14 protein-coding genes are annotated in these 15,242 nt (G+C 62.4%); 5 read left to right on the forward strand and 9 right to left on the reverse strand.

Annotation, left to right across the window (positions count from 1 at the left end; translation table 11 throughout):
• The first annotated feature begins 27 nt into the window (after nt 1-27).
• Nucleotides 28-1,041: a hypothetical protein gene (locus SJY36_RS12005; RefSeq protein ID WP_037966171.1), complete on the forward strand. Its 1,014-nt coding sequence runs from the start codon at nt 28-30 to the stop codon at nt 1,039-1,041.
• An 87-nt stretch (nt 1,042-1,128) separates the two neighbouring features.
• Here SJY36_RS12005 and SJY36_RS12010 read toward each other — a convergent pair whose 3' ends face one another.
• The 5 genes from SJY36_RS12010 to SJY36_RS12030 all read right to left on the reverse strand — a co-directional run bounded on the left by SJY36_RS12010 (nt 1,129) and on the right by SJY36_RS12030 (nt 6,249).
• Nucleotides 1,129-2,454 (reverse strand): SPOR domain-containing protein, encoded by a 1,326-nt coding sequence (locus SJY36_RS12010; protein WP_386175410.1) that lies wholly within the window; start codon nt 2,452-2,454, stop codon nt 1,129-1,131.
• Between the two features lie 90 nt (nt 2,455-2,544).
• On the reverse strand, nt 2,545-3,186 hold the full coding sequence (gene upp / locus SJY36_RS12015) for a uracil phosphoribosyltransferase (RefSeq protein WP_005849474.1): 642 nt from the start codon (nt 3,184-3,186) through the stop codon (nt 2,545-2,547).
• A 166-nt stretch (nt 3,187-3,352) separates the two neighbouring features.
• Nucleotides 3,353-4,546 carry a phosphopentomutase gene (locus SJY36_RS12020; RefSeq protein WP_386175413.1) on the reverse strand — a complete coding sequence of 398 codons (1,194 nt, stop codon included), beginning with the start codon at nt 4,544-4,546 and terminating at the stop codon, nt 3,353-3,355.
• Nucleotides 4,546-5,850, reverse strand: a complete 1,305-nt coding sequence (locus SJY36_RS12025; RefSeq protein ID WP_386175416.1) for a thymidine phosphorylase — start codon at nt 5,848-5,850, stop codon at nt 4,546-4,548. The genes SJY36_RS12020 and SJY36_RS12025 overlap by 1 nt, the downstream gene beginning before the upstream one ends.
• Before the next feature lie 3 nt (nt 5,851-5,853).
• The gene (locus SJY36_RS12030; RefSeq protein ID WP_005849478.1) at nt 5,854-6,249 is read right to left on the reverse strand and encodes a cytidine deaminase; all 396 of its coding nucleotides are present in this window, start codon (nt 6,247-6,249) and stop codon (nt 5,854-5,856) included.
• 252 nt (nt 6,250-6,501) lie between these two features.
• Between SJY36_RS12030 and SJY36_RS12035 the strand changes: the two genes are divergently transcribed.
• Nucleotides 6,502-8,775, forward strand: coding sequence for an NADP-dependent malic enzyme (locus SJY36_RS12035; protein ID WP_005849479.1), 2,274 nt, complete (start codon nt 6,502-6,504; stop codon nt 8,773-8,775).
• Between the two features lie 61 nt (nt 8,776-8,836).
• On the opposite strand, the gene SJY36_RS12040 is transcribed toward SJY36_RS12035, so the two are convergent.
• Nucleotides 8,837-8,965: a hypothetical protein gene (locus SJY36_RS12040; RefSeq protein ID WP_005849481.1), complete on the reverse strand. Its 129-nt coding sequence runs from the start codon at nt 8,963-8,965 to the stop codon at nt 8,837-8,839.
• Between the two features lie 304 nt (nt 8,966-9,269).
• On the opposite strand from SJY36_RS12040, the gene SJY36_RS12045 reads away from it, so the two are divergent.
• Nucleotides 9,270-11,165 (forward strand): propionyl-CoA synthetase, encoded by a 1,896-nt coding sequence (locus SJY36_RS12045; protein WP_386175419.1) that lies wholly within the window; start codon nt 9,270-9,272, stop codon nt 11,163-11,165.
• A gap of 70 nt (nt 11,166-11,235) precedes the next feature.
• Here the strand turns inward: SJY36_RS12045 and SJY36_RS12050 are convergent, their stop codons facing one another.
• Nucleotides 11,236-11,433 (reverse strand): CsbD family protein, encoded by a 198-nt coding sequence (locus SJY36_RS12050; protein WP_005849485.1) that lies wholly within the window; start codon nt 11,431-11,433, stop codon nt 11,236-11,238.
• Between the two features lie 111 nt (nt 11,434-11,544).
• Entirely contained in the window at nt 11,545-12,300 is a 756-nt protein-coding gene (locus SJY36_RS12055; protein ID WP_005849487.1) for an NAD kinase, read from the reverse strand.
• A 171-nt stretch (nt 12,301-12,471) separates the two neighbouring features.
• Here SJY36_RS12055 and glyA point away from each other — a divergent pair, with 171 nt between their 5' ends.
• A complete protein-coding gene (gene glyA / locus SJY36_RS12060) occupies nt 12,472-13,749 on the forward strand; it encodes a serine hydroxymethyltransferase (protein WP_386175422.1) in 1,278 nt (425 codons plus the stop codon).
• A gap of 164 nt (nt 13,750-13,913) precedes the next feature.
• Here glyA and SJY36_RS12065 read toward each other — a convergent pair whose 3' ends face one another.
• Nucleotides 13,914-14,288, reverse strand: a complete 375-nt coding sequence (locus SJY36_RS12065; RefSeq protein WP_340241597.1) for a hypothetical protein — start codon at nt 14,286-14,288, stop codon at nt 13,914-13,916.
• A gap of 54 nt (nt 14,289-14,342) precedes the next feature.
• On the opposite strand from SJY36_RS12065, the gene SJY36_RS12070 reads away from it, so the two are divergent.
• Entirely contained in the window at nt 14,343-15,107 is a 765-nt protein-coding gene (locus SJY36_RS12070) for an alpha/beta fold hydrolase (protein ID WP_005849493.1), read from the forward strand.
• The last annotated feature ends 135 nt before the right edge of the window (nt 15,108-15,242 follow it).

The following is a 15,242-nucleotide window of genomic DNA, read 5'->3' on the forward strand; positions in this document are numbered from 1 at the left end:
AAACAGTTAGGCACTATACTTCAGGATATGACAGCCCTTTCCAAATACGCTCGGTTGGAAGCAACCGGACTATGGCGTTCGGCCCCCGATGCCCAACGTCGCGAGGTCATCGTGTCGATCGGCGATGCGACACTGGTGATTTCCGACCTCAAGGATCAGGCGCTGACCCATTGGTCTCTGGCGGCTTTGGCGCGGTCAAACCCTGGCACCCGCCCTGCGATTTTCCACCCCGACGGCGACCCCAGTGAAACGCTGGAAATCCCCGACAGCGAGGGAGAGATGATCGACGCCATCGAAACCCTGCGCCGCGTGGTCGAACGCCGTCGCCCCCGCCCGGGGCGGCTGCGGTTTGCCGGGGTGCTGACCTCGGCGCTGGTGGTGGCGGCGGTGGCGCTGTTCTGGCTGCCGGGCGCGCTGCAAGATCACACGCTGCGGGTGGTGCCCAAGGTCAAACGCGCCTCCATCGGGGCGGCGCTTCTGAAAAAGATCGAACGGGTGTCCGGCCCCGCCTGTACCAACGCCCGCGGGCGCACGGCGCTGGCAAAGCTCGGCGCGCGGCTGTCGTCTGATCCGATGGTGGTTCTGCCCGCCATGACCCGCCCCAGCCTGCACCTGCCCGGCGGGCTGATCGTGCTGAACAAGACCCTCTTCGAGGATTACGAGTCCCCCGATATCGCGGGCGGCTATATTCTGGCGGAGCAAGCGAAACGCGCCGTCACAGACCCGCTTGAACATATGCTCGCCACCATCGGCATCCGCGAAAACTTCCGCCTGCTGACCACCGGCGATGTGTCGGATGCGGCCCTCACACGCTACGCCGAACATCTGATGGCCGAACCCGCGCCGGAACCGCCCGTTGACGCCCTGCTTGCCCGTTTCGAAAAACAGCGCCTGCACAGCACCCCTTACGCGCAAGCCCGCGACATCACCGGAGAGACGGTGCTGCCCCTGATCGAAGGCGATCCGATGAACGGCAAGGAAACCGACCCTCTGCTGAACGATGCCGACTGGCTACGGCTGCAAAATATCTGCGGCGGCTAAGGCAGAGGTTCACGAACGAACCTTCCACGCAAAAGGCCAGCCGGATCGCCCCGACTGGCCTTTTATCTGCACTGTCGTGCGGATGCGTCAGCGAATATAGGCATCGCCGTAACCGGCACCGCGCAACTTACCCAAAGCCGCCGGGGCCGCGGACGCGCCAAAGGGCCCTGCCTGCACCGACAGATAGGTCTTGCCGCCGCGGATGGACTTACCGATGCGCGCGCCCATCCCCATCCGCGCGATACGTTGTGCCGCACGCTGCGCGTTCGCGCTGTCCCCATAGACACCGATCTGCACATAGGTCTTACCTGCGGCACGCGGGGTCGCTGGGGCTGTGGCGACTGGCTTGGGGGTCGAACGGCTGGAGTAGACCGGCTTGCGCGCGGCGGGCGCTGCGTTCTTGTTGCGTACGATACGTTTGACCAGCTGGCCGTTGCGCTTGGCAAAACTCACCTCGCCCAACTCGCGGCGCTGCTGCTCGACCGAGGTATAGGGGTAGACCAACGGCAAACGCGCGGTCACGTCCTGCCCTGTGCTTTGGTTCACTAGACGGCGCGGCACGGTGTTGGTCCAGATCAACAACATCTTGGACCGCCCCTCAAGGTTCTGTTCGGCCCGCTTGGGGTTCAGACGGTCGTCTTCCCACACGGGGCGATATCCTTTGGGCACCGAGACGTTGGCATAGGTGTTCTGGCGGTTGATCGCGACATGTTTCGGTACGATCCGCGTATGCGCATGCGCTGCTGCGGGGGCCGCAGTGGCCGCGACGCTGCCTGCGGCTGCCCCATAGGACGGCGCAGATGCCACGGCCCCGGCCTGCGCGGTGGAGGGCAGGATCGGCGCGGTTTGCGGGCCGCAACGCACGGCGAGCCCCTTGGTCCGCGACCCGGAATATTGCTGGCTGATGGCAGAGCGTCCGGCACAGGTGGTCGGCACCTGCGCCACGGCCACCGGCGCTTGCGCGCGCGGTGCGGCTGGCACGTCGACCGAGCGTGGCACCGGCTGGCGCACCGGCTTGGGTGCTTTCTGGCGTACAACAACCGGCTTGGCCTTGCGCTGTGGCAGAGGGCGTGCCGCAACCGTGGGCTGTTTGGCCGCGGCGGGCGCGTTGTTCACGGTGATCTGCACCGGCGCATCAGCACCACCGGCAGGCGCGCTGGCCGCTGTCTGCACATTGGTCGGCTTGAAGCCGCAGACACCCTGACGCTTGCGCGACACGCGCGGCACCCAGGTCACATTGCCGTCGATACCGGCCCGAATAAACACACAGCCTTTGCTGTCGACATATTGCTTGCCCTTATACGAGGCCGACGGGAATTCCGCCGGTTGATCGCGAAAGCTTTGCGCTTGGGAAATACCTGCCCCAAACGTCGTCATCAATGCCGCAACTGCCACAATACTAGTAAATTTCATCTGCGCCCCCACACAATGTAGTAAATAAACCATGCGCGATCCCGGTTTCAGAGTAAAGCACCCTGATCACCGGATCGCCCATTTTGCGCCTTACTTGGTCCCGAACATCCGGTCACCGGCGTCACCAAGCCCGGGAATGATATATCCCTGCTCGTTCAGCTTCTCGTCGACCGCCGCGGTGACGATCGGCACATCGGGATGCGCCTCTTTCATGCGGGCCACGCCTTCCGGGGCCGCCAACAGACACAGGAAGCGGATATTGGTCGCACCGGCTTTCTTCAGCATGTCGATCGCAGCCACGGATGAATTACCGGTGGCGAGCATCGGGTCCACGGCGATCACCAGACGGTCGTCCATACCCTCGGGCACCTTGAAATAGTATTCCACCGGCTGCAATGTTTCCTCGTCACGATACAGGCCAACAAAGCCCACCCGTGCCGACGGGATCAGCTCAAGCACGCCATCCATCAACCCGTTGCCCGCCCGCAGGATAGAGATCAGCGCCAGCTTCTTGCCGTCCAGCGTAGGTGCGTCCATCGGCTGCATCGGCGTGTCGATCCGCTTGGTCGTCATCGGCAAGCCGCGGGTCACCTCATAGGCCAGAAGCTGGCTGATCTCGCGCAGCAACTGGCGGAACGCCGCGGTCGATGTCGATTTATCCCGCATGATTGTCAGCTTGTGCTGCACCAGCGGATGATTAACGACGGTCAGGTGTTCTACGATATCGGACATCGGGGCGCTCTCCATATTACTTGGCTGAACTCATGCCCCGAAAAGCCGTGCCCCGCAACCATCGCATCTTCGCCAGCTTCATTTTGCCAGTCAAACTCCGGGGGGATCGCGGCCCTGCCGCGATGGGGGCTGGCCCCCATCCGACCGATACGCCTCCGAACAGAGTTTAGTCGGGCACCGCAACCCCAAGATGCCGCGCCACCAGCCCAGCGACATCGCGAAAGCCGATCTGCCCCAAGCGGCCAGCACCCTGCCCTGCCACCAGAACCGGGGCCCGTTCGCGGGTGTGGTCGGTGCCCACCCATGTCGGGTCGTTCCCGTGATCTGCGGTCAGCACCAGCAAATCCCCGTCCCGCAGTTGCCCCAGCAGCTTACCAATCTCGGCATCAAACCACTCAAGCGCGCGGGCATAGCCTGACACATCGCGCCGATGCCCATAAAGACTGTCAAACTCCACAAAATTTGCAAACGTCAGGCTGCCGTCCTCGGCGCTCTCGACCAGATCGCGAAGATGCCCCATCAACGTCTCGTCCGACCCTTTGCGCACCTCGTCAAAACCGGTCATCGAAAAAATGTCGCCGATCTTTCCAACGGCATAAACACGGGCACCACTGTCCTGCACCCAGTTGCTCAGCACCGGCGCGGGTGGCGTGATCGCGAAATCACGACGGTTGGTGGTGCGGGTAAAACCGCTTTGCGCATCCCCGATGAAGGGACGCGCGATCACCCGCCCGACTTTCATCTCATGCGCGATCGGGGCCATCTTTTCGCATAGGTCCAACAGCCGTTGCAGGCCGAAACTCTCTTCATGCGCGGCGATCTGCAACACGCTGTCAGCCGAGGTATAGCAGATCGGGAAACCGGTCTTGATATGCTGCGCGCCGAACTCCTCGATAATGGCGGTGCCGGGGGCGTGGCAATTCCCCAAAATCTCGTCCGTGCCGGCAAAGGCCGCAAGCTGCGCAACAAGCGCAGGCGGAAAGGACTTCGACACATCGGGAAAGTAATGCCACTCCCACGGGACCGGCAAACCGGCCAATTCCCAATGGCCCGAGGGCGTATCCTTGCCGCGCGAAATTTCGGTCGCCGCGCCCCATGTGCCGCTGACGGCGCCATCAAGGCTTGCGATATGCAGCCCGCTGGCCAGTTCAATCGCGGGGCCAAGCCCCAGCGACGCCATATGCGGCACGTTCAATGGGCCGCTGCGCCCGTCTTCTGCACGGCCCTCCGCACAGGCCTGCGCGATATGACCAAGGGTATTCGCGCCGGTGTCCGGCACGCGCCCGTTAAAGAAGGTGTCCGCATCGGGGGCACCGCCGATACCGACTGAATCCATCACAACCAGAAAAGCACGCGCCATCAGCCGACCCTCTCTACAATCAAATCCGGCACGGCGACCGGCTTCGGGCCGATGGTAATCGCACCGCGCACCGCCTGTGCGGCCCGCTCTGCGTCACCGGCGCGGGCGGCATGGACCACCGCCAGTGGCCCCTTGGACGATACTTTCGCGCCTAGGCGGACGACATCCGAAATCCCCACGGCCGGGTTGATCTGGTCCGTCTCGACCGCGCGCCCGCCGCCCAAAGCGACGACGGCAAGGCCCAAGGCCTCGCCGTCAATCGCGGTCACATATCCGGTTTTCGGTGCGGGGACCTCTCCGATGATCGTCGCCTCGGGCAGGAACCGCGTCCAGTTTTCGACAAACTTCGCAGGCCCGCCCATGGCCGCGATCATTACGCCAAAGCGTTCCGCCGCGCGGCCCGACCGGATCGCCTGCACGATCATATCCGCCCCGACCTGCACATCGCCCGCCAGCCCTGCATTGGCCAGCAACACCCCCCCAAGAGCCGCACAGACCGAGACAATCGGCCCCTTGTTGTGCCCCGTCAGCACGCGCATCACTTCGGCCACTTCCAGCGCGTTCCCAAGGCTGGGCACCAGGGGCTGGCTCATATCGCTGATCACCGCCGTCGTCCGGCATCCACTCGCATTCGCAGTCTTGGTCAACGCCGTCGCCAGCGCCTGCGCCTGCGCCAGATCTTTCATGAAGGCACCGCTGCCGACCTTGACGTCCAAGACCAAACCATCCAGCCCCGCCGCCAGCTTCTTCGACAGGATCGACGCGGTGATCAGATCAAGGCTGTCCACGGTCGAGGACACATCGCGCACCGCATAAAGCCGCTTGTCCGCGGGGGCGATACCGTCGGTCGCACTGACAATCGCACAGCCTGCCTTGACCACCACGGCGCGAAACTGTGCCTCGTCCAATGTGGTATTCACACCCGGAATGGCCTCGAGCTTGTCCAGCGTCCCGCCGGTATGCCCCAGCCCACGGCCCGAGATCATCGGCACATAGGCCCCGCAGGCGGCCAAGGCAGGGGCCAGCACAAGGCTGACGCAATCGCCCACACCGCCCGTCGAATGTTTATCCAGCACCGGCCCGTTCAGATCCCAGTCGAACACCCGCCCGCTGTCGCGCATGGCGAGCGTCAGGGCCACGCGGCCCACATCGCTCAGCCCGACCTGACAGACCCCCATCGCAAAGGCCCCCGCCTGCGCATCACTGACCCGCCCATCGGCAAGGGCCATCGCGAACCAGACAAGCTCTTCTCGGTTCAGCGACCGCCGGTGTCGCAGTTTGGACAGGATCGCGCGGGCATCCATGGCTTAGCCCTCCATATGCGCGCGGCCAAAGGCACCGGGCAACAGCTCGGCCATGGTCATCACCTCTTCAACGCCCGACAGGGTCGCCATGGTCACCCGCGCGTCCCCCTGACCGAATTCCGCCAGTTTCTGACGGCAGCCGCCACAAGGGGTGACGGGCGTGGGGCTGCCCGCAATCACATAGGCCTCGACAAAAGCCGTCTCGCCCGCCGCGATCATGGCGGCGATGGCACCGGCTTCGGCACAGGTCCCTTCCGGGTAGGCGACGTTTTCCACGTTGCAGCCCACAAACACCGCACCCGAGGCCGTGCGCAACGCGGCCCCCACCTTGAAATTGGAATAGGGCGCATAGGCATTTTCCTGCACGGCGCTGGCGTGCTGTCGCAAATCACTGGTCATAATTCCCCCAAGTTTCACAAAACTATAAAAACCTTTCGCCAAAGTTGCGATGCCAAAAGCGGAAAAATGCCATGCTTCATATTGCCAAACAAACTCCGGGGGAATCGTGGCCTGTCACGATGGGGGCTGGCCCCCTTCCCGCCCCATGATCTGCGCCGCATGGGCGGTGACACGCCCCGCTCCAAAAGTCGTGTTGGCGCGGCTGGCAAAATAGTTTAACGCTAAACTACTCTCTTAAAGGACCGCCAAAACATGACCGATGCGCCCAATCTGCGCCAAGCCGCACTTGACTATCACGCTTTCCCCAAGCCCGGAAAACTCGAAGTGCGCGCGACCAAACCACTGGCGAACGGCCGCGATCTGGCGCGCGCCTATTCCCCCGGCGTGGCTGAAGCCTGCCTTGAGATCAAGGCCGACCCGACCACAGCCGCGCATTACACTACCCGCGCGAACCTTGTGGGTGTGGTGACCAATGGCACGGCGGTTCTGGGGCTTGGCAACATCGGCGCGCTGGCCTCCAAACCGGTGATGGAGGGCAAGGCCGTCCTTTTCAAGAAATTCGCCAATATCGATTGCTTCGACATCGAGCTGGACCAGAACGACCCCGAAAAGCTCGCCGAACTGGTCTGCGCGCTAGAGCCGACCTTCGGCGCGATCAACCTCGAAGACATCAAGGCCCCCGATTGCTTTACCGTCGAACGCATCTGCCGTGAGCGGATGAACATTCCAGTTTTCCACGACGACCAGCACGGCACCGCGATTGTCGTTGGGGCCGCCGTGAAGAACGCGCTTTTCGTGGCGGGCAAGAAGTTCGAGGACATCAAGATCGTCTCCACAGGCGGCGGCGCGGCGGGCATTGCTTGTCTGAACATGCTGCTGAAACTCGGCGTGAAGCGCGAGAACGTCTGGCTTTGTGACATTCACGGTCTGGTCTACGAGGGCCGCGAGATCGACATGAACCCGATCAAATCGGAATACGCGCAGAAATCCGACCTGCGTGATCTGGCCGATGTGATCCATGACGCCGATCTGTTCCTCGGCCTCTCTGGTCCCGGTGTCCTGAGCCCCGAAATGGTGCAGAAAATGGCGCCGCAGCCGATCATCTTTGCGCTGGCCAACCCCACGCCGGAAATCATGCCCGATCTGGCCCGTGCGGTGGCCCCTGATGCGATTATCGCAACGGGCCGGTCGGATTTTCCCAATCAGGTCAACAACGTATTGTGCTTCCCCTTTATCTTCCGCGGTGCGCTGGATGTGGGGGCGACCACGATCAATGACGAGATGAAGATCGCCTGTATCGACGGGATCGCCGCGCTTGCCCGTGCCACCACCTCGGCCGAGGCTGCCGCCGCCTATCAGGGCGAACAGCTGACCTTTGGCCCCGACTACCTGATCCCCAAACCCTTTGACCCGCGCCTGATCGGGGTCGTCTCTACCGCCGTCGCGAAAGCCGCGATGGACACCGGCGTCGCCACCCGCCCGATCGAGGATCTGGCCGCCTATCGCCACAAGCTGGACAGCTCGGTCTTCAAATCGTCCATGCTGATGCGCCCCGTGTTCGAGGCCGCGCGCGTGGCCCCGCGCCGGATCGTCTTTGCCGAAGGCGAAGACGAACGCGTGCTGCGCGCCGCCCAAGCCATGGTTGAGGAGACCAAGGAACGCCCGATCCTGATCGGCCGCCCCGAGGTGATCGAACGGCGCATCGAGAAGGCCGGTCTGACAATCAAGCTGGGCGAGACAGTGGATCTGGTGAACCCCGAAAACGACCCGCGCTACCGCGACTATTGGGAGACCTATCACAACCTGATGGCCCGCCGCGGCGTGTCACCTGATATCGCGCGCGCCATCATGCGCACCAATACCACCGCCATCGGCGCGGTGATGGTGCACCGAGAAGAGGCTGACAGCCTGATCTGCGGCACCTTCGGGGAATTCCGCTGGCATATGAATTATATCGAACAGGTTCTCGGTCGCGACGGGCGGCGCCCCCACGGGGCCTTGTCGCTGATGATCCTGGAAGATGGGCCGCTGTTTATCGCGGATACGCAGGTGCATCTGCACCCCACCCCCGAACAGATCGCCGAGATCGCCATCGGTGCCGCGCGCCATGTGCAACGTTTCGGCATCGAGCCCAAGATCGCCCTGTGTTCGCAAAGCCAGTTCGGCAATCAGGGCGAAGGGTCGGGCAAACGTCTGCGCGCGGCGCTGCGGCTGCTGGATGCGGGCAACCATGATTTCTGCTATGAGGGCGAGATGAACATCGATGCCGCCCTCGACCCCGAGCTGCGCAGCCGTCTGCTGCCCTCGAACCGGATGGAAGGTGCCGCGAATGTTCTTGTCTTTGCCCATGCGGATGCGGCATCGGGCGTGCGCAATATTCTGAAGATGAAGGGGGGCGGGCTTGAGGTTGGGCCGATCCTGATGGGGATGGGCAACCGTGCCCATATCGTCTCTCCGTCGATCACCGCGCGCGGGCTGCTGAACGTCGGTGCTATCGCCGGTACGCCGGTCGCCGAATACGGCTGACGCCCCGCGTGAAAACGCCGCCCTTATGCGGGGCGGCGCATGGACCGGAACCGGCCGGATATTACTTGGCCGGTTTGGTGCCCTTGGCCGCAAAAGGTGCCTTGATGTCAGACACGCTGCTTGGCATCGGCTTGGCAGGCCGTGCGTCTGCTTTGGCCTTTTTCTTCTTGTTGGCGAGCTTATCACCCATTGTTCTGAACCTTTGTTCAAAGACGAAGGGCGGCGACATGCCGTCCCTATCCACGATGCTGCGCCCCTTTGCGCGATTGATCTGATCCAAATTCGACGCGGTGGGTCATATTCGACACGCGCTGTGCGAATTTCTGTGCGCTACCGGAAATAGGCCGAAACGCGCTTGTAAATTTTGACACCGCGCGCGGGGGAGCGGCTGTAAACTTTGTTGCCGGATGGCCGCGATATAGGCGCAAGCTCTTGCTCTTTCCCGCAGCCGTGGCCTACCAAATGGTATTCGCGTTCACGGGAGGGAGCCGCATATGGGATATCACGACATTTACAAAAGCTGTCAGGACAACCCTGAAGCCTACTGGCTAGAGCAGTCCAAAGCCATCGATTGGGAGGAAGAGCCCCGTCAGGCGTTGTTCGACAAGGGCAATGATCTGTACGAATGGTTCGCCGACGCCAAAGTAAATGCGTGCTATAACGCCGTTGACCGCCATGTGGAAAACGGCCGTGCCGATCAGGTGGCGATCATCCATGACAGCCCGATCACCGGCACCCAGACCAAGATCACCTTTGCCGAGCTGCAAACCCGCGTCGCCGCTGTCGCCGGCGCGCTGCAGGCCAATGGGGTGGGCAAAGGCGACCGCGTGATCATCTATATGCCGATGGTTCCCGAAGCGCTTGAGGCGATGCTCGCCTGTGCGCGGATCGGGGCGGTACATTCGGTCGTGTTCGGCGGCTTTGCCTCGAACGAACTGGCCGTGCGGATCAACGATTGCACCCCCAAAGCGATCATCGCCGCATCCTGCGGGTTGGAACCGGCACGCGTCGTGGCCTATAAGCCGCTGCTTGACGGGGCCATTGAACAGGCCGACCACAAACCCGACTTCTGCCTGATCCTGCAACGCGAACAGGCCCCCTGCGATCTGACACCGGGGCGCGATCTGGATTGGCACGCGGCGCAAAAAGGCACCACCCCCGCGCCCTGCGTCGCGGTGGAGGGCAACCACCCCGCCTATATTCTTTACACCTCGGGCACGACCGGCGCGCCCAAGGGCGTGGTGCGCCAAACCGCGGGGCATCTGGTGGCGCTGAACTGGACGATGAAGAACATCTACAACGTCGATCCGGGCGATGTCTTCTGGGCCGCCTCCGATGTGGGCTGGGTCGTGGGGCACAGCTATATCTGCTATGGCCCGCTGGTGCATGGCAACACCACCGTTGTGTTCGAAGGCAAGCCCGTGGGCACACCCGATGCGGGGACCTTCTGGCGCGTCATTTCCGAACACAATGTCCGCAGCTTCTTTACCGCCCCCACCGCGATCCGCGCCGTCAAACGCGAAGATCCCAAGGGCGAGGAGATTGGCAAATACGACATTTCCTGCCTGCGCGCGCTGTATCTGGCGGGCGAGCGCGCCGACCCAGACACCGTGATCTGGGCGCAGGAAAAGCTGGGCATACCCGTCTATGACCATTGGTGGCAGACCGAAACCGGCTATACCATCGTCGGGAACCCCGCCGGACTAGAGGCGCTGCCGGTCAAGGTCGGCTCCCCCACGGTGCCGATGCCGGGCTATGACGTGCAGATCCTGAACGAGGCGGGCGAGCCGCAACCCGCTGGTACTTTGGGGTCTATCGCGATCAAGCTGCCCCTGCCCCCCGGCACGCTGCCCACCCTGTGGAATGCCGAAGATCGCTTCCGCAAAAGTTACCTCACGACCTATCCCGGATACTACGAAACGGGCGATGCGGGCAGGATCGACGAGGATGGATATCTTTATATCATGGCGCGCACCGATGACGTGATCAACGTCGCCGGTCACCGCTTATCCACCGGCGCGATGGAAGAGGTTCTGGCCGGCCACCCCGATGTGGCTGAATGTGCCGTGATCGGCGTCAGCGATCCGCTGAAGGGCCAAGCCCCGATGGGGTTTGTGTGCCTGTCCAAAGGGGTCGACCGCCCCCATGCCGAGATTGCAGCCGAATGCCAGCAACGGGTGCGTGACCAGATCGGGCCAGTGGCAGCCTATAAGATGACGCTGGTGGTGGATCGTTTGCCCAAGACGCGTTCAGGCAAGATCCTGCGGGCGACGATGGTCAAACTGGCCGATGCAGAGCCGTTCAAACTGCCCGCCACGATCGACGATCCGGCCATTCTGGACGAGATAAAGTCGGCGCTGCAAACCATCGGCTACGCCAAGGACACCTGATAGATCCGGCCCCCAGAACGCGAAAAAGGCGGCTGTAACAGCCGCCTTTTCTAATCGATATCTAGGCCAGTTAGTGTTTGGCCACGAAGCTGTCTACCTGACGCTCCGCCTCGTCTTTGGCAACGCCGTAGCGCGCCTGAATCTTGCCGACCAGCTGGTCGCGCTCACCGGCGGCTTCTGTCAGGTCATCGTCGGTCAGATCACCCCATTCTTCTTTAACCTTACCGGTCATCTGGCTCCAGTTACCTTTGATTGTATCCCAATTCATGTCAGGTCTCCTTTTGCTATAATTCCAAACGATGAAAGCACCTGAGCGGCCTCTCATGCGTCTCGGAATATCAACGCGCCAAAGGCACCGCGGTTCCGTCTGAAACGCGGATTAGTTGAACTGCTCGCTGATCAGCCGTTCTTCCAGACCGTGGCCCGGATCGAACAGGATACGGTGCTTGATCAACGGGTCCGAGGTGATCTCGACCGCAACGACATCGCGGTAGGAATTCCCGTCGGCGTCGGCCATCACAGGGCGTTTGGCGGGCTCTAACACATCAAAGCGCACGGTCACCGTTTTCGGCAGCAAGGCCCCGCGCCAGCGCCGTGGCCGAAACGCCGCCATCGCCGTCAGGGCCAGCACATCCGCGCCAATCGGCAGGATCGGGCCGTGCGCGGAGTAATTATAGGCGGTGGACCCGGCAGGCGTCGCCACCAGTGCGCCATCGCAGACCAGCTCTTCCATCCGCACGCGCCCGTCGACGCTGATCCGCAGCTTGGCGGCCTGCGGCCCCTCGCGCAGCAAGGCGACCTCGTTCAAGGCCAGCGCCTTGGATGTCTCGCCATTCGCATGTGTGGCGACCATCACCAGCGGGTTGATCACCGCCTCTTCTGCTGCGCGCAGACGATCCACCAGATCCTCTTCGGCATAGGCGTTCATCAAGAACCCGATGGTGCCGCGGTTCATGCCATAGACCGGCGTCGACAGTTCTTGCGAGTCGTGCAGCGCCTGCAGCATGAACCCGTCCCCCCCGAGGGCGACGATAACCTCTGCCTCCTCGCGCGTGACATTGCCGTATCGTGCGCTCAGCGCCGTCAACGCATCCTGTGCAACATCAGAGCGGCTGGCGATAAAAGCGATCTTCATGGGCGGATGTTTCCAATGAGGGATATTCACAGTCAAAAGAACCACATATCGCGCCGACCTACCAGCTTTGCCGCATATGACGGTGCGACCGGCGCATTACGACCTTCACCCCCGTGCCGGATTAAGCTAGATAGCCCGCAACCCGCACACGTAGTCAAAGGAACCACGCCCATGTCCGGTTTTTTCACCACCCCCCTGTCCGAAGCCGATCCCGAAATCTTTGGGTCCATTACAGACGAGCTGGGTCGCCAGCGTAACGAGATCGAACTGATCGCCTCCGAAAACATCGTGTCTGCGGCTGTCATGGCGGCGCAGGGGTCGGTGATGACCAACAAATACGCCGAAGGCTACCCGGGCCGCCGCTATTATGGCGGGTGTGATTTTGTCGATGTGGCGGAAAACCTGGCGATTGAACGCGCGTGCAAATTGTTCAACTGCGACTTCGCCAACGTGCAGCCGAATTCGGGCAGCCAAGCCAACCAGGGCGTGTTCACCGCGCTGCTGCAACCCGGTGACACCATTCTGGGCATGAGCCTCGACGCGGGCGGCCACCTGACCCACGGGGCCAAGCCGAACCAATCCGGCAAATGGTTCAACGCCATCCAGTACGGCGTGCGCAAACAGGACAACCAGCTTGACTATGACCAGGTCGAAGCGCTCGCGAAAGAACACCAGCCCAAGCTGATCATCGCCGGTGGCTCCGCCATTCCGCGCCAGATCGACTTCAAGCGGATGCGCGAGATTGCCGATATGGTCGGTGCCTACCTGCAAGTGGACATGGCCCATTTTGCCGGTCTGGTCGCTGCGGGCGAACACCCCTCCCCCTTCCCCCATGCGCATGTGGCGACAACCACCACACATAAAACCCTGCGCGGTCCGCGCGGCGGCATGATCCTGACCAACGACGAAGCACTGGCGAAAAAGTTCAACTCGGCCATCTTCCCCGGCATTCAGGGGGGCCCGCTGATGCATGTGATCGCGGCCAAGGCCGTGGCCTTTGGTGAAGCGCTCAAGCCCGAGTTCAAGACCTACATCCAACAGGTCATCAAGAACGCCCAAGCACTGAGCGACCAGCTGATCAAAGGCGGGCTCGACACGATCACCCATGGCACCGACACCCACCTGCTGCTGGTCGACCTGCGCCCCAAAGGCGTCAAAGGGAACGACACCGAAAAAGCCCTGGGCCGCGCGCATATCACCTGCAACAAGAACGGTGTGCCGTTTGACCCTGAAAAGCCCATGGTCACCTCCGGCATCCGTTTGGGCTCGCCTGCGGCAACAACACGCGGGTTTGGCGAGGCGGAATTCCGTCAGATCGCCGACTGGATCATCGAGGTCGTCGACGGGCTGGCCGCCAATGGGGCCGATGGCAACGCCGAGGTCGAAGCCAAGGTCAAAGCCGAAGTCGAAGCGCTCTGCACCCGCTTCCCGATCTATCCCAACCTCTGAAGCCCCAACCTCTAAAGCAATGCGCCCCGGGCCCTTCCAAATGGATTAAATCCCGGGGGGGCCTGCAAGGGCGGGGCAGCGCCCCAAACCACGCCTCGAAACAAAGCCCCGCTTGCAGGTCCGCAGCGGGGCTTTTGCGTATTCGATCGTAACGTCAGCGGCCGTTAGACGTAGCCGCGCCACCACAGAAACGTGATGAACGCCACCGCAACGCACATCAGGTTGAACGCCACGCTGGCCGCAAGACCAAGCCAGCGGTCCTTGCGCCGTTCGGCCACGTCGATCCCGGCAAGATGCTCCATCACACGGTCATAGGCGGTCTGCACCGTTGCCCCCTCGAGCCTGCGTGCCATCTTGGGGTTGCGCGCCATAAAAGCCGCCTGTGCAAAGACCTTACCCTCACGCCGCACCCGCGCGGGCAGACGTCGCCCTGCGCGCGCCAACGCATGAGAGACATCGCGCCCCTGCACACCCAGCTTTGCCTGCAAGCCGCGCTGCATTTCACGTGCCTTGGTCTCTAGGTCTTTTTGATCCAGCATGTTTCAACCCTAAACGGTCTGGCACATCGGCTGCAATGGCCCTACATCTTGGGCATGTTGAATTACACTGAATATGGCACCACAGGCGACGCCCCTGCCCTGCTGATCGTGCATGGTCTTTTCGGGTCAGGCCGCAATTGGGGCGTGATCGCCAAACGGATGTCCGACCAGCGCCGCGTGGTGACCGTCGACATGCGCAACCACGGGGACAGCCCGCGCGCGCAGACGCAAAGCTACCCCGAGATGGCCGCCGATCTGGCAGAGGTCATCACCCATCTTGGCGCGCCAATGGACGTCTGCGGGCATTCGATGGGCGGTAAGGCGGCCATGATGCTGGCGCTGAACCATCCCGAACTGGTGAACCGTCTGGTGGTCGCCGATATCGCGCCCGTCGCTTATGGCCACAGCCAGCAAGAATTTATCGATGCGATGCGCACGGTCGATCTGGGTACGCTCACCCGCCGCGCCGACGCCTCTGACCAATTGGCGGCGGCGGGGGTCGAGCCCGCATTGCAAAGCTTTTTCACCCAGTCTCTGGATGTGCCCAACAAAACGTGGAAGCTGAACCTTGATGTGCTTGAGGCAGAGATGTCCAAGATCGTCGGCTGGCCCGATGGGGTCGATGGACAATACGAAGGGGAGGTGCTGTTCCTGTCCGGCGGCAACTCCACCTATGTCAAACCCGAAGACCGCCCTGTGATCAAGGCGCTGTTCCCGCAAGCGCGCTTTGCCAAGCTGCCGGACACGGGCCATTGGCTGCATGCAGAAAAGCCGCGCGACTTCGAGGCGTCTTTGCGGGCCTTCCTGACGCTCGGGTGAGGCAAAGGCGCACCGCATCGGGCGGTGCTGCGCCCCTGCCACATGGGTGTTGCCTGAAAACACGCCCCATATCCCGACATGCCCCCTTGCACCTCTCCCCCCAAAGCCTATAACGCGGAGAATTTGCAAACATCC

It is taken from the genome of Sulfitobacter sp. R86518 (assembly GCF_042466275.1).
GTDB classification, from domain to species: domain Bacteria; phylum Pseudomonadota; class Alphaproteobacteria; order Rhodobacterales; family Rhodobacteraceae; genus Sulfitobacter; species Sulfitobacter pontiacus.

Excerpts from the sequence above, each read along its gene's own strand:
- glyA (WP_386175422.1), top strand. The coding sequence starts at position 12,472 with ATGTCCGGTTTTTTCACCACCCCCCTGTCCGAAGCCGATCCCGAAATC.
- SJY36_RS12040 (WP_005849481.1), bottom strand. The coding sequence starts at position 8,965 with ATGGGTGATAAGCTCGCCAACAAGAAGAAAAAGGCCAAAGCAGACGCA.
- SJY36_RS12070 (WP_005849493.1), top strand. The coding sequence starts at position 14,343 with ATGTTGAATTACACTGAATATGGCACCACAGGCGACGCCCCTGCCCTG.
- SJY36_RS12025 (WP_386175416.1), bottom strand. The coding sequence starts at position 5,850 with ATGGATGCCCGCGCGATCCTGTCCAAACTGCGACACCGGCGGTCGCTG.
- upp (WP_005849474.1), bottom strand. The coding sequence starts at position 3,186 with ATGTCCGATATCGTAGAACACCTGACCGTCGTTAATCATCCGCTGGTG.
- SJY36_RS12010 (WP_386175410.1), bottom strand. The coding sequence starts at position 2,454 with ATGAAATTTACTAGTATTGTGGCAGTTGCGGCATTGATGACGACGTTT.
- SJY36_RS12030 (WP_005849478.1), bottom strand. The coding sequence starts at position 6,249 with ATGACCAGTGATTTGCGACAGCACGCCAGCGCCGTGCAGGAAAATGCC.
- SJY36_RS12045 (WP_386175419.1), top strand. The coding sequence starts at position 9,270 with ATGGGATATCACGACATTTACAAAAGCTGTCAGGACAACCCTGAAGCC.
- SJY36_RS12005 (WP_037966171.1), top strand. The coding sequence starts at position 28 with ATGACAGCCCTTTCCAAATACGCTCGGTTGGAAGCAACCGGACTATGG.
- SJY36_RS12050 (WP_005849485.1), bottom strand. The coding sequence starts at position 11,433 with ATGAATTGGGATACAATCAAAGGTAACTGGAGCCAGATGACCGGTAAG.
- SJY36_RS12065 (WP_340241597.1), bottom strand. The coding sequence starts at position 14,288 with ATGCTGGATCAAAAAGACCTAGAGACCAAGGCACGTGAAATGCAGCGC.
- SJY36_RS12035 (WP_005849479.1), top strand. The coding sequence starts at position 6,502 with ATGACCGATGCGCCCAATCTGCGCCAAGCCGCACTTGACTATCACGCT.
- SJY36_RS12055 (WP_005849487.1), bottom strand. The coding sequence starts at position 12,300 with ATGAAGATCGCTTTTATCGCCAGCCGCTCTGATGTTGCACAGGATGCG.
- SJY36_RS12020 (WP_386175413.1), bottom strand. The coding sequence starts at position 4,546 with ATGGCGCGTGCTTTTCTGGTTGTGATGGATTCAGTCGGTATCGGCGGT.